Origin of the sequence: Paenibacillus hamazuiensis, from assembly GCF_023276405.1 — a bacterium.
Lineage (GTDB): Bacteria > Bacillota > Bacilli > Paenibacillales > NBRC-103111 > Paenibacillus_AF > Paenibacillus_AF hamazuiensis.
The window spans coordinates 5,730,254-5,752,149 of the sequence record NZ_JALRMO010000001.1 but is presented as its reverse complement, the minus strand read 5'-3'; the positions used below and the strand labels follow the sequence as shown (position 1 = coordinate 5,752,149).

The 21,896-nt window shown below is 54.3% G+C and carries 22 protein-coding genes and 1 pseudogene; 14 read left to right on the top strand and 9 right to left on the bottom strand.

The window, feature by feature from the left end; translation table 11 throughout:
* Positions 1 to 72 precede the first annotated feature (72 nt).
* The 3 genes from MYS68_RS25000 to MYS68_RS24990 form a co-directional block, all read right to left on the bottom strand.
* A complete protein-coding gene (locus tag MYS68_RS25000) occupies positions 73 to 894 on the bottom strand; it encodes a carbohydrate ABC transporter permease (protein ID WP_248928446.1) in 822 nt (273 codons plus the stop codon).
* On the bottom strand, positions 891 to 1,847 hold the full coding sequence (locus MYS68_RS24995; protein ID WP_248928445.1) for a carbohydrate ABC transporter permease: 957 nt from the start codon (positions 1,845 to 1,847) through the stop codon (positions 891 to 893). The genes MYS68_RS25000 and MYS68_RS24995 overlap by 4 nt, the downstream gene beginning before the upstream one ends.
* Before the next feature lie 225 nt (positions 1,848 to 2,072).
* Entirely contained in the window at positions 2,073 to 2,837 is a 765-nt protein-coding gene (locus tag MYS68_RS24990; RefSeq protein WP_248928444.1) for a sulfite exporter TauE/SafE family protein, read from the bottom strand.
* 109 nt (positions 2,838 to 2,946) lie between these two features.
* Here MYS68_RS24990 and MYS68_RS24985 point away from each other — a divergent pair, with 109 nt between their 5' ends.
* Both MYS68_RS24985 and MYS68_RS24980 read left to right on the top strand, forming a co-directional pair.
* Positions 2,947 to 4,578: a sensor domain-containing diguanylate cyclase gene (locus MYS68_RS24985; RefSeq protein WP_248928443.1), complete on the top strand. Its 1,632-nt coding sequence runs from the start codon at positions 2,947 to 2,949 to the stop codon at positions 4,576 to 4,578.
* 100 nt (positions 4,579 to 4,678) lie between these two features.
* Positions 4,679 to 5,062, top strand: a complete 384-nt coding sequence (locus MYS68_RS24980; RefSeq protein WP_248928442.1) for a VOC family protein — start codon at positions 4,679 to 4,681, stop codon at positions 5,060 to 5,062.
* Between the two features lie 72 nt (positions 5,063 to 5,134).
* On the opposite strand, the pseudogene MYS68_RS39135 reads toward MYS68_RS24980, so the two are convergent.
* Together MYS68_RS39135 and MYS68_RS24970 are read right to left on the bottom strand one after the other, a co-directional pair.
* Positions 5,135 to 5,215, bottom strand: a pseudogene (locus MYS68_RS39135) (IS3 family transposase); the annotation flags it as partial.
* A 117-nt stretch (positions 5,216 to 5,332) separates the two neighbouring features.
* Entirely contained in the window at positions 5,333 to 6,223 is an 891-nt protein-coding gene (locus MYS68_RS24970) for an AraC family transcriptional regulator (protein WP_248928441.1), read from the bottom strand.
* A gap of 195 nt (positions 6,224 to 6,418) precedes the next feature.
* Between MYS68_RS24970 and MYS68_RS24965 the strand changes: the two genes are divergently transcribed.
* From MYS68_RS24965 to MYS68_RS24955, 3 genes are all read left to right on the top strand, one after another.
* Positions 6,419 to 7,594, top strand: coding sequence for an MFS transporter (locus MYS68_RS24965; RefSeq protein WP_248928440.1), 1,176 nt, complete (start codon positions 6,419 to 6,421; stop codon positions 7,592 to 7,594).
* 37 nt (positions 7,595 to 7,631) lie between these two features.
* Positions 7,632 to 7,874: a PAS domain S-box protein gene (locus MYS68_RS24960; RefSeq protein ID WP_248928439.1), complete on the top strand. Its 243-nt coding sequence runs from the start codon at positions 7,632 to 7,634 to the stop codon at positions 7,872 to 7,874.
* Positions 7,875 to 8,084: 210 nt separating this feature from the next.
* Complete coding sequence (locus tag MYS68_RS24955; RefSeq protein ID WP_248928438.1) at positions 8,085 to 9,284, top strand: MFS transporter; 1,200 nt, start codon at positions 8,085 to 8,087, stop codon at positions 9,282 to 9,284.
* Between the two features lie 86 nt (positions 9,285 to 9,370).
* On the opposite strand, the gene MYS68_RS24950 is transcribed toward MYS68_RS24955, so the two are convergent.
* On the bottom strand, positions 9,371 to 10,411 hold the full coding sequence (locus tag MYS68_RS24950) for a copper amine oxidase N-terminal domain-containing protein (RefSeq protein ID WP_248928437.1): 1,041 nt from the start codon (positions 10,409 to 10,411) through the stop codon (positions 9,371 to 9,373).
* 155 nt (positions 10,412 to 10,566) lie between these two features.
* Between MYS68_RS24950 and MYS68_RS24945 the strand changes: the two genes are divergently transcribed.
* From MYS68_RS24945 to MYS68_RS24935, 3 genes are all read left to right on the top strand, one after another.
* Positions 10,567 to 11,529: a helix-turn-helix transcriptional regulator gene (locus tag MYS68_RS24945; RefSeq protein ID WP_248928436.1), complete on the top strand. Its 963-nt coding sequence runs from the start codon at positions 10,567 to 10,569 to the stop codon at positions 11,527 to 11,529.
* Positions 11,530 to 11,617: 88 nt separating this feature from the next.
* Positions 11,618 to 12,223 (top strand): SRPBCC domain-containing protein, encoded by a 606-nt coding sequence (locus MYS68_RS24940; protein ID WP_248928435.1) that lies wholly within the window; start codon positions 11,618 to 11,620, stop codon positions 12,221 to 12,223.
* An 85-nt stretch (positions 12,224 to 12,308) separates the two neighbouring features.
* A complete protein-coding gene (locus MYS68_RS24935) occupies positions 12,309 to 12,992 on the top strand; it encodes an oxidoreductase (protein WP_338043613.1) in 684 nt (227 codons plus the stop codon).
* Between the two features lie 218 nt (positions 12,993 to 13,210).
* Here the strand turns inward: MYS68_RS24935 and MYS68_RS24930 are convergent, their stop codons facing one another.
* Positions 13,211 to 13,525 carry a dehydrogenase gene (locus tag MYS68_RS24930; RefSeq protein ID WP_248928433.1) on the bottom strand — a complete coding sequence of 105 codons (315 nt, stop codon included), beginning with the start codon at positions 13,523 to 13,525 and terminating at the stop codon, positions 13,211 to 13,213.
* A 576-nt stretch (positions 13,526 to 14,101) separates the two neighbouring features.
* Between MYS68_RS24930 and MYS68_RS24925 the strand changes: the two genes are divergently transcribed.
* Complete coding sequence (locus MYS68_RS24925; protein WP_420852157.1) at positions 14,102 to 15,217, top strand: phytase; 1,116 nt, start codon at positions 14,102 to 14,104, stop codon at positions 15,215 to 15,217.
* A gap of 79 nt (positions 15,218 to 15,296) precedes the next feature.
* Here the strand turns inward: MYS68_RS24925 and MYS68_RS24920 are convergent, their stop codons facing one another.
* Both MYS68_RS24920 and MYS68_RS24915 read right to left on the bottom strand, forming a co-directional pair.
* Positions 15,297 to 15,746 (bottom strand): cupredoxin domain-containing protein, encoded by a 450-nt coding sequence (locus MYS68_RS24920; protein ID WP_248928432.1) that lies wholly within the window; start codon positions 15,744 to 15,746, stop codon positions 15,297 to 15,299.
* A 202-nt stretch (positions 15,747 to 15,948) separates the two neighbouring features.
* Complete coding sequence (locus tag MYS68_RS24915) at positions 15,949 to 16,419, bottom strand: HPP family protein (protein WP_248928431.1); 471 nt, start codon at positions 16,417 to 16,419, stop codon at positions 15,949 to 15,951.
* Positions 16,420 to 16,830: 411 nt separating this feature from the next.
* On the opposite strand from MYS68_RS24915, the gene uptA reads away from it, so the two are divergent.
* From uptA to MYS68_RS24890, 5 genes are all read left to right on the top strand, one after another.
* A complete protein-coding gene (gene uptA, locus MYS68_RS24910; RefSeq protein WP_248928430.1) occupies positions 16,831 to 17,436 on the top strand; it encodes an undecaprenyl phosphate transporter UptA in 606 nt (201 codons plus the stop codon).
* Between the two features lie 137 nt (positions 17,437 to 17,573).
* Positions 17,574 to 18,140, top strand: coding sequence for a thioredoxin family protein (locus MYS68_RS24905; RefSeq protein WP_248928429.1), 567 nt, complete (start codon positions 17,574 to 17,576; stop codon positions 18,138 to 18,140).
* A 19-nt stretch (positions 18,141 to 18,159) separates the two neighbouring features.
* Positions 18,160 to 18,783 (top strand): MBL fold metallo-hydrolase, encoded by a 624-nt coding sequence (locus MYS68_RS24900; protein WP_248928428.1) that lies wholly within the window; start codon positions 18,160 to 18,162, stop codon positions 18,781 to 18,783.
* 727 nt (positions 18,784 to 19,510) lie between these two features.
* Positions 19,511 to 20,869 (top strand): ABC transporter substrate-binding protein, encoded by a 1,359-nt coding sequence (locus MYS68_RS24895; RefSeq protein ID WP_248928427.1) that lies wholly within the window; start codon positions 19,511 to 19,513, stop codon positions 20,867 to 20,869.
* Positions 20,870 to 20,946: 77 nt separating this feature from the next.
* Positions 20,947 to 21,894 carry a carbohydrate ABC transporter permease gene (locus tag MYS68_RS24890; protein ID WP_248928426.1) on the top strand — a complete coding sequence of 316 codons (948 nt, stop codon included), beginning with the start codon at positions 20,947 to 20,949 and terminating at the stop codon, positions 21,892 to 21,894.
* Positions 21,895 to 21,896: the final 2 nt, after the last annotated feature.

Here is a 21,896-nt window from a genome sequence, read left to right as displayed (position 1 = left end):
CGGGAAGCCGGGACGGGAATCTCCGGAGGCAGCGGTAAACCGCCGCGCGAAACAGGGGCCGCCGGCCTGCGGTCAGCCTTTGACCGCGCCGGCCGTAATGCCGCGCACGAGCTGCTTAATTCCCGCAGCGAGCAGCAGGAGCGAAGGCAGCATCGCCAGCGTGATGCCGGCGAGCACGAGATTCCACGAGGTCATCTCCTCGAACTGCAGCATGCTGATGCCGATTTGCACGGTGCGCATCTTCTCGCCGTTGGTGACCAAAAGCGGCCACAAATACATATTCCAATGCGTCAAAAACGAGTAGACGCCCAAGGTGGCGAGCGCCGGACGCGACAGCGGCAGGACGATCCGCGTGAAGCAGCGCAGATGGCCGCAGCCGTCGATACGGGCCGCCTCGAACAGGCCGGCGGGAAGCTGCAGGAAAAACTGCCGCAGCAGGAACGTGCCGAAAGCGGTCGCCAGAAACGGTACGATCAGCCCTTCGTACGTATCGAGCCAGCCCCAGCTTTTTACGGTCAAATAGTTCGGAATGACCGTTACTTCCCACGGGATCATCATCGTCGAGAGGAACATCGCAAACAGCGCGTTTTTTCCTTTGAAGGAGATAAACGAAAAGGCATAAGCCGCAAGGCTTGCCGTGACAAGCTGGCCGAGCATGATGACGGCGGAGACGATAAAGCTGTTCAAAATAAACCGGCCGATCGGCACAAGATGAAGCACCTGCAGGAAATTGTCGAAATGCAGGCCGCCCGGAAACATTTTCGGCGGATACGCGCTTGCTTCCGCCTGCGTCATGAACGAAGCCGTTATCGCGTAGTAGACCGGGTACAGCACCAGGACGGCGGAGACGGCCAGCACGGCATAAACCAACACGGATTGCAAGCGGTGCCTCATTGGTAATGTACCTTCCTTTCGAACAGGCGGAACTGCAGCACGGTCAAAATCAGGATGACGGCGAACAGCACGAGCGCCTGGGCGCTCCCCGTGCCGAACTGGAAATTGACAAAGGCGTCGCGGTAAATGTTGTAGACGATGACGTTTGTCGTATTCACCGGGCCTCCCTTGGTTAAGATGTGGATTTGCCCGAACGTCTGGAACGCATTGATGATCGAAACGATGCTGACGAAAAAGACGGTCGGCGACACAAGCGGCAGCGTCAGCGCCGTAAAGGTGCGAAGCGGCCCGGCTCCGTCGATTTTGGCGCTGTCGTAAATGTCTTCGGGAACCGCCTGCAAGCCGCTAAGCAGCACGATATAGTTAAACCCGAGGTTCATCCACACCGTGACGGCGGATACCGACAGCAGCGCCCAAGTCGGGTCCGACAGCCATTTGACGGGACTCGCTCCGAGGAGCTGGAGAAAATAGTTCAGGTTGCCGGCCGTCGGGTGGTACAGCAGCATCCAAATGATGGAGCCGACACTGACGGAAATGGCGATGGGCAGCGAAAATATGAATTGAAACGTCTTCATGCCGCGAAGCTTGCTGTGGGTGAGTGCGGCAAGGATCAGCGCAATTAAAATGCAGCCTGGGGCCGTGAGTAGGGTAAACTGAAGAGTCACCTTCAGGCTTAGATAAAATTTGTCGCCGGACAAAAGCTCGGCAAAGTTGTCCATCCCGACAAAGGCGGCGATTCGCCCGCGCGGGTCGGTAACATGAACGCTCAAATAGACGGACCGCAGCAGCGGATAAAACAAAAACACCCCGAATAGCAGCAGAGAAGGGCTTAGGAACAAGTATCCGAGCAGATGCTCCTTCCATTTGACGGCCTTCCGCTCCCGGCGCCCGGACCTTGCTTGTACGGCTGCAGCATCCGGCAGATTGCCGAGGTCTTTTTCCAACACGCTCACCGCATATTCCCCCTTTGGTATAACCTCATCCAGTATAGCGGCGTTGTGTCATGCGGCCATTAAGCGCACGTAGATTTTTTGTTAACGTGAGAAAAGTGGAAAAAAGTCGAAAAATGTTGTTTACAGCGGCTGGTTTCCGTTAGTAAAATAGGCTTATATTCCAAAAACAACAAAAAGCCACCCGTATCGGCTGGCTTTTTTGCGTAAATGCGCTTTTCAATTCGTTTAATGAAGCAGGTCCCACAATTGCTTGCCGACGAGCAGCAGCGTAACGATAATAAACAGCGGCTTCACGTATTTGGCTCCCTGGCGAATGGCGACCTGGGAACCGGCGAGCGCGCCGGCGATCATCGCGAGGCCCATCGGCAGTCCGTATCCGATATGGACGGATTTGAGCAGGAAAAACGTGATCAGACTGGCTAAATTGCTGGCCAGGTTGAGCACTTTGGCGTTGGCCGACGCGCTGACGAAATCGAAGCCCACAAGCAGAAACAAAAACAGCAGGAATGAACCTGTGCCCGGGCCGAAGAAGCCGTCGTAAAAGCCGATGATGAAAGCTGCTGCGGCGGTGCCGACTTTTTTCCAGGCGGTCAGCGGCCGGTAAACGGAATCTTTGCCCCAGTTTTTTTTCAGCAGCGTGTAGATGGTGACAAGAAAAAGCAGGATGACGACGATCGGCTTCAAAAATTCCGGTGGCATCAGCTTGACGGTATAGGTGCCGAGCACCGAGCCTGCGAATGATAACGGAAATAAAGCGAGCACGAGCCCCAGCTTGATTTTGCCGGAAAAGAGGAAGCTGGCGGTGCTGGTAAGGGACGACATCGTGCTGCCCAGCTTGTTGGTGCCGAGGCTGAGGCTCGGCGGCAGTCCGGCCATCAGCAGAGCGGGCAGCGAAATCAGTCCGCCCCCGCCGACGACGGAGTCGATGAATGCCGCGATAAATCCGGATATGATCAGAAATAGAAGCATGTCTAAGCCGGGAAAATCCATGTCGGTTTCACTCCTGTTGTTGTACGCATGTCACTCTAGTATATAGCAACGGGTTTTGGCCGACAACGCGTTTTTTGCTGGATTTGCATATTGGGGAAGGGGTCACGAGGTGGTAAATTTTACATCCAGGGGAACGGGAGAAGCTCGGAAAACGATCAAAGGCCAGCTGCGATTTTGGACGGCCGCCGTCATTATTATGCTCGGGCTGCTTATTTTGACAGCCTTTTATATATTGGCTCAAAACTACAAGCTGCAGGGCGTGCGGAGCGAAATGGAGGAGAAGCTGGCGCTTCAATCGCTGCTTATCGAACGCTGGGCGGATGAACGCAGCTCCGACCTGAGACAGCTCGCGGCACGCGAATCGTTTCGAACGCTGAATCGGGAAAGCATGCTGCGGGCGATGAACGTGTTTGTCGCCAATCAGTCCCAGTTCGAGGTGCTGATGTTTGCGGGGAAAGACGGGGTCGTTTCCGTATCTACGGATAGAACTGCCGCCGCTTTGAATATAAGCGACCGGGATTACTTCAAAGCTTCGATCAATAGGCAGGATTATATGTCCGACGTCCTGATCGCCAAAACAACTCCCTATCCGATGATTATTTTCTCTTCCCCGGTGCTGAGTAACCAAAATGAAGCGATTGGGGTCGTTTTCGGTGCGATACGGCTCGACACCATTCGCAAGACGATCGAGGCGGTTTCGTTTGCAGGCTCGGAAAAAACGTATTTGGCCGACCGGAACGGCACTTTGATCATCAAACCGGCCGACCTGCACAAAGGGCAGATTGCTGCGAAGCTGGACACGCCGATTTTCCAGCGCGCCCTGGAGCAAAGCGGCGAGCGGTCCGCTTATCAGGATTATCGCGGCGTCTCCGTCATTGGAGTTTACAAATGGACGCACGATATGCGATGGTGCGTCATTCGCGAGGTGGACCAAAGCGAAGTGTACGATTGGGTGTACCGCATCATGTCCGTCATTACGGCCATCACGGCGATCATTCTCGCGATCAGCTACGGCGCGGTCGTGCTTTTGGCGGGCCGGGTCGACCGGCCGATCGCCTTTATTTTGCAAGGGACCAAAATCATTCGCGACGGTTATTACGATTACCGCATCGATCCCAGCGTATTTCGCCGCGCCCCCATAGAGCTGCAGCAGCTGTGCGATACGTTCAACGTGATGAGCGGCAAGCTGAAAGACACCTTCGAGCTGCTGGAAAGATATGCGATGATCGACCCGCTTACAGGGCTGTACAATCGCAGGTATCTTGCGAACGAGGGGGGCAAGCTCACGGAAGGCTGCCTGAAGGCGGACCAGCCGGTGTCCGTGCTGGCGGTGGACATCGATCGCTTCAAAAGCGTGAACGATACTTACGGTCATCCGCTTGGCGACCGGGTGCTCCGGCACGTGGCCGAGCTGATCCAAAGCCTCGCTTCGACCGAAGATATTGCCGCCCGCTACGGAGGGGAAGAATTCATTGTGCTCTGCTTGCGGACGGGTTTGGATGATGCGATGGTGCTGGCGGAAAGGCTCCGGGCGAAGATGGATACGACTCCTTTCGCGGAGGAGGGGCTTAAGCTCAATCTTACGGTGAGCATCGGCGTCTCGTCCGGCGTTATGCTGCCGGAAGCGGGCGATGCGCTGGAAGAGCTGATTGCGAGTGCGGACAAGGCGTTATACCAGGCCAAGCAAACGGGACGAAACAAGGTTGTGAGCGCGAAGGAGAATCCCGGTCCGGATAGATGAACCATGGGTGCCCCGGCATCGCTGAATGTTGCGCCGTCAGGCGAGGCGTGGTATCTTCGAGTAGTCAATGACGAAATCAGACGACGGGAGGATGGCACGCATGATACATAAACTGGAGCATACCGGTGTTTTTGTTAACGATATGGACGCGTCCGTCAAGTTTTATACGGAAGTGCTTGGCATGAAGCTGGTCAAGCGGGGACGGCTCGCCGACGGAGTGGAGCTCGGATTTTTGGCTTTTCCCGGCTCGGAAAACGTTGAGATCGAGCTGATCGGGCGCGGTTCGGACGACAAGCCGGACAACGGCAAGGTGGCCCATATCGCCTTCACGGTCACGGACATCGAAGCGGAGCTCATTCGGCTGAAAAATTTGGGCGTGAAGATGATCGACGAAACGCCGCGCGTCATTTTGGACGGCGATAAGATCGGCTTTTTCTTCGGCCCGGACGGCGAGCGGCTCGAGCTGTTTGAGCCCAAGAAGTAAAGCGCAGGATGGCAAGTTTCAAGAGTGATGTGTACCCTTTGTCAAGGACACTTATAAAAAAGGACTTGAAGTTTAGGCTGCTGACAAAAGATGATTCCTGTACTGCACAGGAGTCATCTTTTTGCGTTCCCATTGATATCTGTGGTTATTGTAAATAGCGTATGAAGAGCGCTTTGTCGTTCATCAGAATTTTGTAGTTGCGAAGGTTTAATTAAGTAGATAGAGGACCATATGATCGGTAAATGTGAAGTTATATTCTTTTTTTGAGTATCACTTTAGCAGGGAGCTCTGTAATTGTTTGATATCGCTGACGGGAGGCATTCCAAACATTCTTCTGTATTCACGGCTAAACTGAGAAGGGCTTTCATAGCCAACTCTAAATCCTGCTTCAGCTGCATCTATCGCTTCTGATAATAAAAGACGCCTTGCCTCCAGAAGCCGGATCTTTTTTTGATATTGCAGAGGACTCATTGCGGCCACTTCTTTGAAATGGCGGAATAGCGACGCAGGGCTCATATGAATGGAATGTGCTAACTCTTCGATATGAAGAGGGGCAGCATAATTGTTTTTGATCTGATTAATTACTCTAACGATACGCTGCATGTTGCTTCCATCCAGTGCAATCTGTCTGAGATAATCCCCTTGCTCACCCTTCAGAACCCTATAGTAAATTTCACGAATGATCAACGGCCCAAGAATTGGGACATCTTCAGGTGTTTCTAGCAGATGGATGAGCCTTATTACAGCATCTATTATGGATTGGTTCGTTTCCGTAACGAATATGCCTCTTCGCATTTCCCTCTTTTTAATTGATTCGGAAGATGACTCTTTTAAAATATCAAAAATTTGCATGGGCTCCAGCTTAAGACGTATGCACAAATACGGATTTTCGGGAGAGGCTTCTGTAATTTGAGCAGAGATCGGCAAGTCGACTGATACAACTAAATAATTGGACGGTCCATAAGAGTAACGTTCTTGTTCGAGCATTACGACTTTAGAACCCTGCGTGACAATACAAAGCGCCGGCTCATGAACCCTGAGTACGGGCAATGTAGTTGTAGAACTGCGAATCAATTCAAGCGAGGAAATAATCGTTGAATGCACCCCGTCTTGCGCTGTGAATTTTTCGATAAGATTGGACAATTGGGCATGTTTTTCCATTTATCCTCACATCCTTCAAACATTTTTTGTTTTTTAATCATAACTCCAACTTTCATAATAACTCAATGCTATTGATAGGATTAGGCAATAATGTGCTTCAAATAGTCTACGAGAATGAAAGGAATCTGTGTAAAAATGAAAGCAACCTAGGGGATGGCATTAGAAACGACTAAAGAGATATTAAAGGAGATTGAAATGGATAAAAGAATATGGATTTTGGCCATTGCCTCGTTCGTAGTAGGTACGGTTGAACTCGTCATTGCTGGAATCATTGATATGATCGCCCAAGATCTGAACGTCTCTGCGGGTACCGCAGGCCAATTGATTACTGTCTATTCACTCGTATTCGCTTTTGGCTCACCATTACTCATCAACCTTACCTCTAAAGTTGAGCGCAGAAAATTATTGACTGCTGCCATGCTTGTCTTTTTCGCAGGAAATATGATATCGATAGTTAGCCCTAACTTTACGATTCTTCTTATTTCGAGAATTATACTTGCAGCAAGTTGCTCGATTGTTGTTGTTCTTTCTATCGTTATGGCTTCAAGCATCGTTGCACCCGAATTAAGAGGCCGCGCGATCGGTATTATTTTTATGGGGATAAGCGCATCTCTTGTCATCGGTGTCCCTCTTGGCACATTCATCGGTGATATCTGGGGATGGCGCTCAACTTTTTCTTTGGTCGGAGCTCTTACCTTAATCGTGGCCTGGGCAGTCAATCGATATCTTCCACAGGTTGCTCCGCGTCCAGGAGTCCCGTTGCGAGATCAGCTTCGAACGCTAAAGAATTCTAAAATCTTATCCGCTCATTTGATTTCGATCTTACAGATGACTGGCCAATTCACAATCTATGCTTACATTACACCTTTTTTGAACGAGACGATGGGGCTGTCAACAAACATGATCAGTCTTGTCCTGCTTGTATATGGATTAGCAGGGATAGCAGGAGGATGGATTGGAGGTTGGTCCTCCGATAAACTTGGCAACGGCAAGACAATGATCATCACTCTCCTGCTGCATGCGCTAGCGATATTCTTATTGCCTTATTCTACGGATTCAATCTTTCCGTTACTCATCGTCGTCATCGTCTGGTGTGCATTTAATATGGCCCCAAGTCCCGCCATTCAAAGCTACCTGATACAGACAGCTCCGGAATCTTCGGATATCCAGCTAAGCTTTAATACATCGTCTTTACATATAGGAGTTGCAGCAGGCTCTATCGTTGGGGGACTGATTTTAAACTATTACTCTGTAACAATGAACACTTGGGTTGGCGGACTGATTGTTATCTTGGCTATCCTGTCAGCCATCTTCTCCTTAAGTAAAAATAGAACTAAGGCATCGACAGTACACAGCAGACGTTTAATTTGACAATGTTGTCGTGGCTTTCAACTAACGTTAGGGGCACTTGAGGTTTAGGCTGCACGAAGCGTACGAGCAAATAACGGGCTACGGGCGAACGGACGTCATCGGCTGTACGGCCCGGCTGATCAAGACGCATCTTACCCCGGAAAGGACATATCGCTCGATGAGAAAGGCGCTTGGCCGCGGCGAATCCTGGTCCGGTATTTTCACCAACAGGAAACAAAGCGGCGAAATATGGCATTCCTCGATATCGATCACACCTTTTCGCATTGCGGGCGATACGTAGTACGTCGGCATTTTTCGCGAGCTTGAACAATTGGACGAGGGCTTGTATGGGACGGTACCGGTTACCCGCATTACCCGCACCGGCTGTCTGGGAAGAATATTCCGCTGGAAGCGCGCATGCTTCATTGACGATCCTTTGTATAGACGCATGCCCGGGAAGGTGCAATAATAAAGGAGCATGCTTAAACAGGGGAACGGGGAGCGCATGACCATGAACAAAATGATGGCGCAAACGTCGATGTTTTACGCGCTGATTTATATGAGCACCGGCGCCTTTTTTTCGTACATCAGCCTGTATTATACGGAAATCGGTCTCGGCAACTACGAGATCGGCTGGCTGACGTCGATCGGCGCCGTTGTCGGTCTGTTCGCCCAGCCGCTGTGGGGAATCGTCAGCGACCGATCGCGGTACAAAAATCGCGTGCTTGTGATCTGCACGCTGCTTTCCGCCGCATCGGTATGGCTCGTGCAGCTGTCCGGCAGCTCGTTTTGGCTGCTTTTGCTGGCGGTGATCGTGTTCAGCTTTTTCCAGGTGGCGATCAATCCGCTCAGCGATGCAATTACGCTGGAGCTTTCGTCGAAAGGGCTTGTGAAGTTTTCCGGGGTGCGCACGTTCGGCTCCGTCGGCTACGCGGTCATGTCCATCGGGGCGGGCTGGCTGTTTGCGAGGAACATTCACAGCATTTTTCTCGTCACTTCGCTGATGATGCTTTGTTCGTTTGTCATTTCGTTTTTGCTGCCGAAGGTGGAAGGGCATCAGAGCGGGAAAGCAAAAGTGAACCCGGTGGAGATGTTCAAGGACCGCCCGCTCGTCATCCTATACGTATACGCTTTCATCCTGTCGACGACGCTCGGCTTCTTTTTCTCGTTTCACGCGATTTACAGCCAGCAGCAGGGGGTGAGCATGGAAGTGATCGGCCTTGGGCTTGCGATCGGCTCGTTCAGCCAATTTCCTTTCATGCTGTGGTTCGACTGGGTGTACCGACGCTTCGGGATGGTGAACATCCTCGTCTTCTCCGGGCTGATTCATGCGCTGCGCTGGCTGCTCTACGGGACGGCGCTGACCCCGCAGACGGTGCTGCTGATGTGGGTCGTCCACGGCGGGACGTACATCCTGCTGTATTTGTGCCTGGCCCAATACGTGAACAAGCATGTTATGAAAGAGCTGCGGGCGACCGGCCAGATGTTCAATTCGATCATTTTGCTCGGCATCAGCAAAATTTTCGGCGCGGTGCTCGGCGGCTGGTATGCGGCGAAGTTCGGGTTCGCATCCGCATTTTTGCTCGGCATGGGGCTGAGCCTGGGGGCCACGGCCGTTTTCTGGTGGTTGGCCGCCCGGACGAAAGCACTCAGCGCGGTGCATGCGGAATGGCGCGAAGCGAAGGCGGTGGCGAAGGAACAGCAGGCGTAGATGTGCAAATGAAGCGGGTCGGCGATTATCGCATCCGTTTCGCATATAGCCCTCATGTCCGCTATTTTGATCAAAATTGCGCCGCCCTACTCGCCGAGCAGCTTCCACGTTTGACCCGCCTCAAGCAGCTCCTTCTTCGCCGCTTCCTTGTCCCCGGTAACGATTCCCGTCAGGCAGTAGGCGCGTTTGCGATCCTGATCTTCCGGCGAATCGCGCACCACGATAAGCCACAGCTCCGCCTTGGCGGTCTGCATTCCGGATGCGGCGGGGGGCGTCCGTTCGACTTCCGCGAGTATGGCCGGCCCCAGCGGAAGCGTCACCTGCTCCTCACTCAGCACCTCGGCGTGATTGCCGGCCGCCGCTAGAGCGGCAGAACGCGCATTCGCGGCGATGCCGACACCTTGAAATTGCAGCTGAAGGTTGGCCCCATGATAAAAGCCGTCCTCCTCCGCAAACGTTTGACCGTCCGGCAGTACAAGCTTCTGCTTCATCCAAGCGGTCGGAAAACGGGAAATATACCAGTTGTCTCCATCCTTCTGTACGACAACCGGGTAAGGCTTGATGTCCTCCCAATGCTCGGGAGCGTTTATGTCCATGGAAGTTCGCCAATCGAACCGAACGCCGAAAGTCCGCGACCCGTCTTCCTCCGTTCGGATCGGCTCGATTTTATATTTCTCCACCCACGGGCTTGAAACGCCGCTAACCCAATGGAACGCTTCAAAAGATTTCCGTTCCAGCTCCTTGAGGCGTGGAGCCATGACGGCGTATTGCAGCGCTCCGTTGCGGGTTTGCACCGCCCTGGCCCACGTTTCGACCGCCTCCTCCGGCGACTTGGGCGCCACCGCGTTTTCCAGCAGCTGAACCTGCATCTGAAGAGACCGGGCCTGCGGCATTTCGACTTCGACCGATTGGCTGTCATTGTTCCATTTCACCGTTGCCCCGAGCGACTCGGCCACTTCCCGCAGCGGCACCATCACTTTGCCGTCTACTATCGAGGGTGGGACCGCGGATTGCAGCAGCCAGTTATTGACATACACTTTGACCGCTTTATCGGCCGCATAGGCCGATCCGACGAATGCCGTGATCAATACGGCACCGGCAGCGAGTAAGGTAAACTTCCTTTTCAAAATCGTTCTCCTCCTTCATAGTCTTGTAATTTTTAGGACGATGGGGAGATCGGAAAAGTTTCTAGCGTCGGAAATTTTGCGCGCCTTGGCATCGGCCATTTATAATGGGCATAAAGATCGCGGACCAAACAATTCGGAAAGGAAACCGCACGAATATGCCGAAAGCTGACCATATGCTGGCCATCCTATGGCTGCTGAAATCGCGCAAGAGGATGACGGCGGCGCAATTGGCCGAGGAACTGGAGATTCATGTTCGCACCGTGTACCGCTGCATCGATGCGCTTTGCGTCAGCGGCGTGCCGATCATTTCGGAGGCCGGCCGCAGCGGCGGCTACCGGATTTCCGATCATTTCAGACAGGCTCCGCTGTTTTTCGATCCGGATGAGCAAAAGGCGCTCGTGCACGCGGCAGCCTTTGCCCGGGAAGCGGGGTATCCGTTTGGCGAGGCGCTGAACAAAGCCGTTTCCAAGCTGAAAAGGTACAGCACCCCCGAGCAGCTCAGCGTTCTCGAACGCCACGAGTCCGGACTCGAGGTCATTCATCCGCCTGCCGGTACTTCGCCGGAATCGGTCCTTGGGCTGCTCGAGATGTCGATTGCGGAAAGATCGGGCGTGCGGATCGAATACCGGACCGGTTACGATGATGCAGTCAGCGAGCGCGATGTCGATCCGTACGGACTGGTTCATTGGAAAAGCAAATGGTATGTCGTCGGGTATTGCCGCCTTCGCACGGAGGTTCGCAGCTTTCGCGTCGACCGCATCCGCAAGGCAGCTCCGAACGGAGCCGTTTTCGAGCGGCCGGCGGCTTTTTCCGCGCGTCAGTTTCTGCTCGGCAGCCTGCTTCCCGATTACGGCCATGAGGACGGGTTGGTTTCCGTCCATATTGCAGGCAATCCGCAAGCTCTTGACGATTTGTGCGGACACTGGTTGTTCGGGCATGCGCTGGCGGAACGGTCGGCGGACAGCGCTCATTTCAGGATGGACGAGCTGACTCTGTACGCCCAGGCGCCGTATCATCTTCTTTCGTATGGAGGCAAAATCCGCATACTAGAGCCGGCCGGGCTGAAGGAATGTTTGGCGGAGATCGCGGAGTCGCTGCTGGAATATTACAAGACATAACCTTAAACGCTGACCGATGCTGTCAGTGTTTTGTTTCATAATAGGGCATACAGGCAATAACGCAGCAAAAAAGAACGGGGGAAATCGCGTGGCAGGTTCTCTTTTTAGAAAAGCGGTTATCGAAGAAACGGGAAAGTCCTGGGAGGAATGGATTCATACCTTGGATCAAACGGTCGACCGGCTTTGGCCGCACGAGCAAATTGCCGGAATTTTGGCGGACGAATACGGTCTATCGCCGAAATGGAGCGAAATTATCGCCACGATGTACGGGCAGAAAATGGGCCGCAAGCCGGTCGGTCAAACGGCCGACGCCGGCGTTCAAATCGGCGTGCGGCGCACGCTGCCGGTTTCGAAGGAACAAGCGTGGGCGTTTCTGTTGTCTCCGGAAGGGCTGCGGCTGTGGATAGGCGAGCTTTCTTCCCTTCCGCTGCAGGCAGGGGAGAGGTTCATGAGCGCGGACAGCACGTCCGGGCAGATCAAATCGGTCGTTCCGATGCAAAAAATTCGCATGTCCTGGCAGCCCAAGGAATGGGACAACCCTTCCACGCTGCAGCTGTATGTATTGTCCTCGGGTTCGAACAAAACGACGATCAGCTTCCATCAGGAAAAGCTGGACGATATTTATATGCGGGAAGCGATGAAATCGCACTGGGAGCAAGTGTTGGACAAGATTCGGGAGCATTTTCAGGAGTGAGATATGAAGAAAAAAATGAACGACAATTTCGTCTTCCATTATGCCGAGTCGACATCGACGCGCTGCGGAGGATTGGAGAGAAGGAGTGGGCAGTTTGGAGCGTAAAGCCGTCGTAGCCGGAGGGACCGGGTTGATCGGGCAGGAACTTGTTCGGATGCTGCTGGAAAACGCCGCGTATGCATCGGTTACGGTGCTTGTGCGGAAACCTCTTGGCCGGCAGCATCCGAAGCTTCGCGAGCGCATCGTCGATTTCGAGAGGCTGGAGGAGGCGCAGCTCGACCTCGGCGGAGCGGATCTGTTTTGCGCGCTCGGCACGACGATCGGAAAAGCCGGCTCGCAGGAAGCGTTCCGCCAGGTCGACTACGCTTACCCGCTGGCGCTCGGGCAGCTCGCGAAGCGGGCGGGGGCGCCGCAGATGCTGATTGTGACGTCGATGGGAGCCAGCTCAGCGTCGCGCATATTTTACAGCCGGGTGAAGGGCGAGATCGAGGACGCGCTGCTGGACCTCGGCTTTGCCGGGCTGCACATATTCCGCCCGTCATTGCTGCTGGGCGAACGCGAAGAGTTCCGGCTGGGCGAGAAGGCAGCAGCGGCTTTGTCCGGCCTGCTGCCGGTTGTTTTCAGCGGCCCGCTCCGCAAATACAAGCCGATTCCCGCGCGTTCGGTAGCGCGGGCCATGCTGCTTGCTGCGTTGTGCGGCGCCACCGGCGTTCATGTATACGAGTCGGATGCAATCGAGCGGATGGCACAGGCGGAGCGGGGGCGGTAAGGCTAAGCCGCCGCAATTCAGCTGAGCCCGGCCCCATACGCAAAAAGAAATAACGGAAGTCGCGCCCTCCGTTATTTCTTTTTTTTCGGGGATTTTCCACGAAGAGAGGGCAACGTTTCCTCTACCTGCGGTTGCCGCGGCTTAGCGCTGCCTACCAGTACAGGCGTGGTGGGCGGTCCTTATCGCCGCTTGCTTACGAACCGTCGGATGGGATTCATTCATCCCCCGAACGCATCGCGAAACGCCTTGCCGAGCGCAGCGGGTTCGACGTTCCACAGCACCGCGATCTCGGGGCACACGTTCTCTTCCCACCAATCGGCCAGCACCTTCCGGTTGCTGCTGTTTTCGTAGATCCAGGGCAAGTTGAGCGCGACTTTCTTGAAATATAACGTTTCTGCCTGCTCCACCAGATTGGGAGCGATCCATTTGCCCAGCCGCTTGATCGTGCGGTACAGCTCTTTGCTGCAGGCCCGCCGAATTTGACGGGCGTTCGGGTAGGAGGGGGCGTGTTTTTGCTGATTCATCTTGTTCATGGGACATTACTCCTTCCTATCACAAGATATGCGCAAGGAGCTCGCTTGGACGCTAGTCCGTGAAACCGCAGGATGCGGGGATTGTGCCCAACAATTTTGAAAAGGCATAGGGATTGACAAGTAATGAAAAGTGTTATATCCTGATTTTGGAAGTCATAGGTAAGCGCTTAACTTATCTTATGGGGAATTGCAATTTGATTTTCATTAGATAAGTGTTCATAAAGGTGATTTGTAAGCGTTTTCCACCCGAGGGGATTAAATATTTAGTATATTAACGGCTTCTCGAGTAAAAATTTGATTAGCTGGGGGATTTATATTTTATCGTATTTGGTTAAGCGGTTTCCTGATTTTGCTGTGAAATGAAAAATGTAGAACTCAGCGAGAGCGGCACCATCGTCATGATTGAGGCTGCTCTTTTTTTGTACGCTTTTACGGATTGCATGAAAGGAGGTGGTTGAAAAGCGGCGAAAAGCGGAATCGGAAAGTGCGACGGAAGGAGGTGGATGCTCTAAAAGACGCGGCAGTCTTTACTTGCGGATGGAAACAAGGAAGATCAAACAAAAAGGAGAGGGATTTATGGCAAAATGGAAAATGACGGCGGTCACAATGATTTTGTTTGCTTTGATGGTTCAATCTTCCGCTTGGGCGGCGGCTCCCGCCGTCAGCGTCGAGCCGAAGGATGAGACCGACGCGGTGGCGGTCGGCGACGATGCTGCGGACGATCCGGCGATATGGGTGCATCCGGCGGACAAATCGAAAAGCCGTGTCATTGCGACGAATAAAGGCGGAGGTTTGTTAGTTTATGACCTGGACGGCAACCAGCTTTATTCCTACACGACCGGGAAAATGAACAATATCGACGTTCGCTACGACTTCCCGTTGGGCAAGACAAAAGTGGACATCGCTGCGGCGACCAACCGGACGACCAATACGATCGACATTTACTCGATCGACAAAACGACCGGCGGCCTTACGAATATTTCGGGCACGCCGATTGTTTCGCATGCGGCCGAGGTGTACGGCTTCGCCTTGTACCACAGCTTGCGTTCCGGAAAGTTTTATGCGCTTGTCACCGGCAAAGACGGGGAATTTGAACAATACGAGCTGACTCATAACGGGGCCGGCAAGGATAACGGGACCCTGGTGCGCACCTTCACCACGGCTACTCAGTCCGAAGGCCTGGTGGCCGACGACGAATACGGGTATATGTATCTCGCGGAAGAAGACGCAGCCATCTGGAAATACGATGCGGAACCAAACGGCGGCACCGCTCCTCTTCGCAAGGTCGATTCGGCGGACGGCAACCATTTGACGGCGGATATCGAAGGGCTGACCATTTATTACGGCGACGACGGTGAAGGATACCTGCTTGCTTCCAGCCAAGGAAACAGCACGTATGCGGTATATGAGCGCGAGGACGACAACGACTACGTCGCCAGCTTCAAGGTCGTCGACCATGGCGGGGTGGACGGCGTCAGCGGAACCGACGGCATCGACGTGCTCAGCTTCGGACTGGGCAGCAAGTACCCGCACGGCATTTTCGTAACGCAGGACGACGAAAATTTGCAAAACGGCACGATCATCAATCAAAACTTTAAATATGTGGATTGGGAAAGGATTGCGGACGAAGCCGATTTGGATACGGACGACGATGTCGATCCGCGCGAGCTTCGAAAACGCAGCCGTGACTGAACGGAATTCAGCGGAATAACGCTTCGAAACGAAAAGGGCGGTTCGCGCAAAAGCGGACCGCTCTCCCCGATTATCCCTCTTAATCTTCGACGACGATATACCCGACCATCGGCCCGTTATGAGCGATATCCGGATGGGTCAGGCAGATGATACGGTAAATCCCCTCTTTCTCCGCTTTAAAGGTGACGATCGTTTCTTTGCCTTTCCTCACTTCTCCGCGAACGTTCAAGCCTTCGATCAAAAACGGATGGCTTTCCCCGTTCACGCCGTAAATGCTTAAATGAATTTTCTCGCCCTTGCGCACATAAACCGTACCGGGATCCCACCGATACGCCTCGATCTCTTTGCCGTCCGGCAGCTTCGAGCCGAACTCGCCGGTGACGAGGTGAACGGTGCGTTCGCCGGTGCCGGGAAAGGCGGCGGTCGACATCGAGCGCTCGCGCGCGAAATAGACGATCGTGCATGCAGCGAGCAGCACGATCATCGCGCTCACATACAGGGCTTTCTTTTTCACGAATATAATGTTCATCGCTCATCCCGCCTTGTACACGTTTTGGTACAAGTGTATGCGCTTAAAGACGGGGACATGCCGCTGTCGTTATTTTTCGGCTCTTGCCGCATCAGCGCCGCCGGAAACGAAGGCGAACCGCGAAGACCGGGAAACCGGCTTGTTCGGCTTAAGCGGCTCGCCCTATCGTTTTCCCGTGTCGCGGGGCCCGCTTGCATTCCGCTTACCACCACCGCTTCGGGTACGGCTGCTTGCACAGCCGGTGGTAGGCTGCGGCCACCAGCACGATCAGCACGGCGCCGCCCAGCACCGGCGTCCATAGGAAGCCCCAGCCGGAGCCGGACGCCATCACGACGAGCGGGTCGGCGCCCGCCGGCGGATGGACGGTGCGCGTCAGCTGCATAAGCGCGATCGCGAGCGCGACGCCGAGCGCCGCCGTCCACGGATGTGCGCCGGCCGTGTGCAGCAGCGCAAGCCCGATGGCGGCGCTGAGCGCGTGGCCGCCGACGATGTTGCGGGGCTGGGCGAGCGGGCTCTCGGGCAGCGCGAAGGCGAGCACGCATGAGGCGCCGAACGGCGCCATGAGCAGGCTCGCCTCCAGCAGCCCGCCGAGGCCGGCTGCTGCGTAAATCGCAAGGAAGCCGCCGATGCCGGGAAGCAGGAAGCGCAGCAAGACCGCATATTTTTTCAGCATGAAGATCATCTCCTTGTTTGCAGCGATTATGGGGTATATTATCATGCATTGTGGCATCCGAAAAACGAATGTTTTTGATATTTGGCATCGAATTTTACGATATGTTTAGAAGGGAGCGGGATGCCGGTCATGTATGCCGCTTCGTACGACTGGGAGCAGGGCCGCACGAAGAGTCGCCCCTTCTTGCCCGTATGACGCCGAAGAGCTTGCTTGCCCTGCGGCCGTCGGAGCGCGATCGTTTCGCAGATCGTGCACTCCCGGCGTATGCCGCTCGCCGCACGGCAGGCGGTCGGAGCCAAGCTGTCGTTAAGGGCGCGGGTATGGTAAAATAAATGGGGTTAAGCACCCGGAGTGGAAATTTTTCACAAAACGGTTGCGGATTTTCGCAGATGAAGCGGAGGAGTTGCGAACGTGCTCAAGGAACTTATTCATTCGGCACTGACATTTATTGAAGGGCTCGGCTACTGGGGCATATTGCTCGGCTTGATGCTCGAGGTGATCCCAAGCGAGCTGGTGCTGTCCTACGGCGGCTATTTGGTATCGCAGCCCGGAGGCATTTCCTTCGCCGGCGCCGTCATCTTCGGGACGATCGGCTGCGTGCTGCAGCAGTATATTTTGTATTGGATCGGAAGGTACGGGGGGCGCCCGGTGGTTGAGAAATACGGCAAATTTTTGGGGCTCAAGAAACATTACCTGAACGTAGCGGAATCGTGGTTCGAACGGTACGGGGCCGGCATGGTGTTTACGGCGCGGTTTATTCCGGTCGTGAGGCAGGCGATATCAATCCCGGCGGGGCTGGCGAAGATGCCGCTGTGGAAGTTCACATTATATACGACGCTGGGGACGATTCCGTGGGCGATTTTGTTTGTCTATCTCGGCAAAACGCTCGGCGACAACTGGGAGCAGATCGACGAGGTGGCAGCCCCGTACGTTCGCCCGCTCATCTGGGCATCCATCGGTCTTACGGCACTGTATCTGATTTATAAAATTTTGACAAGAAACAAGAAGAAAGCGTAAGCGGGGCCGCACGGGATTAGCGGTATCGGGTTAAAGCACGCCTGTCGGCAGCGGGCGGCGCCGATTCGTTTTGGACAAGGACAAGCCGTTTCAGGTAGAATAAAAGAAGGTTTACATTACATAAGGAGGCGTTTCCCATGGCAGCCAATTTGGCGGAAAAATTGCGCAAAGGCTTATCCCCGCAGCAATTTATCGACGGCATGACGAAAAACCAGGAGAAGTTTCAGGAGTGGTACGACAGCTTCGAGTGGCCGAGCGAGGACGACAAGGAGTTTTTCGAGTCGCTGAACAACCGTGACGATCTGCGCTGCCTTATTTTGTGCGCCGATTGGTGCGGCGACGTCGTGCGCAATGTGCCGGTCGTGTTCCGTGCGCTGGAGGTTTCCGGCATCCCGGTCGAGGTGCTGCTCAAGGAAGAGCATCCCGACGTGATGGCGCAGTTTTTGACGATGGGCGGAGAAGCGATTCCGATCGTCATTTTCACCGATTTCAGCGGCCACGTGTTGGGTCAATGGGGACCTCGCCCGGCGAACGTGCAGGCCGTTATGATCGAGTTCAAAAAGAACAACCCGGACCGAAACGCCCCGGACTATCAGGACAAAATCGCCGTCGCCCGCCAGGAAATGGGCCGTCAGTACGGCGAAGGCACCGGATACCATGCAACGATCGTAAAAGAGCTGCGCGAACTGCTCTCAACTTTTTAAGAGGGGGCCGCTCAGCGATATGCTCAAAATAGAAACGTTCCCGCTCGGGCCGCTGCAAACGAACGCTTACCTGCTGTCGCTGCCCGAAGAGAAGCGGGGCGTCATCATCGACCCCGGCATGAACCCGGGCGCTCTCGTCCGGCGTATCGCCGACATGGATATCGAAGCGATCCTGCTGACGCACGCCCACTTCGACCATATCGGCGGCGTGGACGAAATCCGCAAGCTCAAGGGCTGCCCGGTTTACCTGCACGATGCGGAAGCGGATTGGTTGACCGATCCGCGGCGCAACGGCTCCGCCCGCTATCCGGAGCTCGGCGCGCCCATCGTGACCGATCCGGCGGAATATGCGCTGGACGAAGGCCAGACGCTGGAGCTGCTCGGCGTGAAGCTGAAAGTATTCCATACGCCGGGCCATTCTCCGGGCAGCGTCAGCTTCCTGTACGAGAAGCAGCTGTTCGGCGGCGACGTGCTGTTCCGGCTGTCGGTCGGACGGACCGACCTGACCGGCGGCAGCATGAACGAGCTGCTCGAGTCGATACACGGCAAGCTGTTCGAGCTGGACGACGACGTGACCGTTTACCCCGGCCACGGACCGAAAACGACGATCGGCTACGAACGCGAGCATAACCCATATGTGTAGACCAAAGCGAACCGACCCGCGCCATCCGGCGCCGGCGGTTCGCTTTTTTTAGATTTGCTTGTTACGCTAAGTACCTGCATTGATACATAGCAAAGCGAGCCGGGCATAGGATTTTTTGCGAACAGCAAAAAATGCATGCCAGGCAGACGCGAACTAGAAGCGAGCTTGATCTCCCGGCAGGCGGGTCCAGGGCGCCCGAGCGCAATGTTGTCAGGTTAACAGGTATGGACGAAATCGAGGGCTGAACCATAGAAGACTGAATGACGCTTGAAAACTGTTATTCCTCGAGAATAAGTAATTTATAAAATAGAGGAACCCATGTTCGCTATTCTCGGAAAAATGGGCCCATCGAAAAAATAGAGGAACTGAGATGCGCTAAATCGGCAGAAAATAGCTTGTGGATTGGGAAAACAGACAAATAGAGTACCTGAGTTCCGCTAATTTTCAAAAATGTCCGAAATCGCCCCACTTAGCGAACCATAGTTCCGCTATTTCTCGCTTAACCTGACAAAAGGGCGCCCGAGCGCCTGGGGTCCCCCCGGTGGGGGGACTTAGGGGGGCGCTACGCTTTAGGGGGGCGCTCACCATTACTTTTTTGATAAAGAATCTTACTATTTTGGATTCACCCTATGAACAAAACCGCTTACAATTTGAAATGTAAGCCCATACATGACAGACATAATGCCAAACGGGGGCGAAAGCAAACAACCTTGGAGGAGGAATACAAATGAATTCCAGAAAGAGAAAAGCGGCGCTCGGTTTGATCGCATCGGCGCTGGTGTTTAGCGGATGTGCTTCGGGGGGAGGAACGACCGCATCCGGCGGAGCGGCCGAGAAGAAGCCCGATGCAGCGGCGGCCAGCAGTGGCGGCGGAGATAAAAAGATCGAGCTGCGCATGACCTGGTGGGGTTCGCAAACCCGCCACGACCTGACGACCAAGGCGCTTAAGCTATTCGAGCAGAAACATCCGAATATTACGATCAAGGCGGAATATTCCGGTTGGGACGGCTACTTCGACAAGCTGTCCACCCAGGTGGCAGGCTCCAACGCCCCCGATTTGATCCAGATGGATTACGCTTTCCTGACCGAATACGCCAAACGGGGGGCGCTGCTCGATTTGGGGCCTTATGTGCAGAGCAAGGATCTGAGAACCGAAGATCATGACAAAAGCATGATCAAAGCCGGTTCCGTCGATAACAAGCTGTACGCCATTACGATGGGCGTGAACGCCCCCGGCATCATTTATAATGCATCGGTGTTCAAGGAGCTCGGCATCGAGGAGCCGAAGGAGAACTGGACGTGGAACGACCTTGCCGACATCGCCACCAAAATATCCAAGGCGAAGGGAAAAGGGTATTACGGTATGGTCGACGGCTCCGGGACGACGAATATTTTCGAAATCATGGTCCGCCAAAACGACCGCACTTTGTTCAAGGACGGCAAGCTCGGCGCAACGAAGGAAGATTTCCAGCAATGGTTCAAGCTGTGGGACGACCTGCGCAAAAGCGGAGGAGCGACGACCCCGGAAATGACGGCGACGATGACGAACGCGCAGGAAACAAGACCGATCGCTCTCGGAACGGGAGCTATGGATTTCACCTGGTCCAACCAGATGCTGGCCTTTAAAAACGCGATGAAAAACAAAAACGACGAGCTGAAAATTCAAGTCATCCCGCACGGCGCCGGCGAAAAGAAAAGCGGGGAATATTTGAAGCCGAGCCAATTTATTTCCGGTTATGCCAAGACGGCTCATCCGAAGGAAGTGGCTATGGTGATCGATTTCCTCATCAACGATCCCGAAGCGACCGCCATTCTCGGAGCGGAGCGCGGAGTGCCGGTCAATTCGAAAATACGCGATCAGTTGAAAAGCTCGCTCAGCGATTTGGACAAGATGGTGTTCGGCTTCATCGACACCGTGTCCAAGAACTCCAGCGATATCGATCCCCCTTACCCGCAGGGCTATGCGGAAATCGACAAAAACTTCAAATCGTCGAGCGAGCAGATCGCTTTCGGACAAGGCAAAATGGATGCGGTGATCGACCAGTTTATGACCGGTTCGAGCCAAATTTTAAGCAAAGCGAAGTAATTCCCGGGTTCGCGCTTCGGTAACCGCATATCCCGATATGCGGTTGCCGTATCTTATTGGTAAAGGCAGGAAGCTTAATGAGTGCACAACCAGGTACTGTCGCGGGAGCGCAAGCGGTGCCCGCGAAGAAGACGAAAGTACGCCACAAGCAGAACGGCGCGGCTCTATTTTTTCTGACGCCGTGGCTGATCGGGCTTGTCTGTTTGACCTTGGGGCCGATGGCGGCGTCGCTGTATTTCTCCTTCACGGACTACAGCATCCTCTCGTCGCCGAGATGGGCCGGATTCGCGAATTATGTGACGATGTTCACGGAAGACAAGCTGTTTCTCGTATCGATGAAGGTGACGTTTCTTTATGTTTTCGTTTCCGTGCCGCTGAAGCTCATTTTCGCATTGGCCGTCGCGATGCTGCTCGATAAAGGGATTCGCGGTCTCGGCTTTTACCGGACGATTTATTACATCCCTTCGCTTCTGGGAGGAAGCGTGGCCATCTCGATGCTGTGGCGGAAAATGCTCGGCGGGGACGGACTCGTGAACCACGCGCTCGCTTTTATCGGCATTGAGGCCCCCGATTGGGTGGGCAATCCGAAATATGCGCTCTATTCGCTGGTGCTGCTGTCCGTCTGGCAGTTCGGTTCGTCGATGATCATCTTTTTGGCCGGCCTGAAGCAAATTCCAGCGGATTATTATGAAGCGTCCTCCGTGGACGGAGCGGGCAAAGCCCGCCAGTTTTTCAATATCACGCTGCCGATTTTATCTCCGGTCATTTTTTTCAATCTGGTCATGCAAATCATCACGTCGTTTCAATCGTTCACGCAGTCGTTCATCATCAGCAACGGCACGGGAGGACCGGTCAATTCCACGCTGATGTACTCGCTTTACTTGTATAAGAAGGGGTTCGCCTTTTTCCAAATGGGATATGCATCCGCGATGGCCTGGGTGCTCGTCATCTTGATCGGATTGTTTACGCTGCTGGTGTTCCGCACGAGCAAATCGTGGGTGCATTATGAGGATGGGGGGAAATAAGC

Bases quoted from the DNA above. Each gene is read 5' to 3' on its own strand.
- MYS68_RS24990 (WP_248928444.1), bottom strand. From the start codon at position 2,837: ATGGATTTTCCCGGCTTAGACATGCTTCTATTTCTGATCATATCCGGA.
- MYS68_RS24965 (WP_248928440.1), top strand. From the start codon at position 6,419: ATGGATAAAAGAATATGGATTTTGGCCATTGCCTCGTTCGTAGTAGGT.
- MYS68_RS24955 (WP_248928438.1), top strand. From the start codon at position 8,085: ATGAACAAAATGATGGCGCAAACGTCGATGTTTTACGCGCTGATTTAT.
- MYS68_RS24920 (WP_248928432.1), bottom strand. From the start codon at position 15,746: ATGAACATTATATTCGTGAAAAAGAAAGCCCTGTATGTGAGCGCGATG.
- MYS68_RS24945 (WP_248928436.1), top strand. From the start codon at position 10,567: ATGCCGAAAGCTGACCATATGCTGGCCATCCTATGGCTGCTGAAATCG.
- MYS68_RS24895 (WP_248928427.1), top strand. From the start codon at position 19,511: ATGAATTCCAGAAAGAGAAAAGCGGCGCTCGGTTTGATCGCATCGGCG.
- MYS68_RS25000 (WP_248928446.1), bottom strand. From the start codon at position 894: ATGAGGCACCGCTTGCAATCCGTGTTGGTTTATGCCGTGCTGGCCGTC.
- MYS68_RS24890 (WP_248928426.1), top strand. From the start codon at position 20,947: ATGAGTGCACAACCAGGTACTGTCGCGGGAGCGCAAGCGGTGCCCGCG.
- MYS68_RS24925 (WP_420852157.1), top strand. From the start codon at position 14,102: ATGGCAAAATGGAAAATGACGGCGGTCACAATGATTTTGTTTGCTTTG.
- MYS68_RS24900 (WP_248928428.1), top strand. From the start codon at position 18,160: ATGCTCAAAATAGAAACGTTCCCGCTCGGGCCGCTGCAAACGAACGCT.
- MYS68_RS24915 (WP_248928431.1), bottom strand. From the start codon at position 16,419: ATGCTGAAAAAATATGCGGTCTTGCTGCGCTTCCTGCTTCCCGGCATC.
- MYS68_RS24905 (WP_248928429.1), top strand. From the start codon at position 17,574: ATGGCAGCCAATTTGGCGGAAAAATTGCGCAAAGGCTTATCCCCGCAG.
- MYS68_RS24930 (WP_248928433.1), bottom strand. From the start codon at position 13,525: ATGAACAAGATGAATCAGCAAAAACACGCCCCCTCCTACCCGAACGCC.
- MYS68_RS24980 (WP_248928442.1), top strand. From the start codon at position 4,679: ATGATACATAAACTGGAGCATACCGGTGTTTTTGTTAACGATATGGAC.
- MYS68_RS24970 (WP_248928441.1), bottom strand. From the start codon at position 6,223: ATGGAAAAACATGCCCAATTGTCCAATCTTATCGAAAAATTCACAGCG.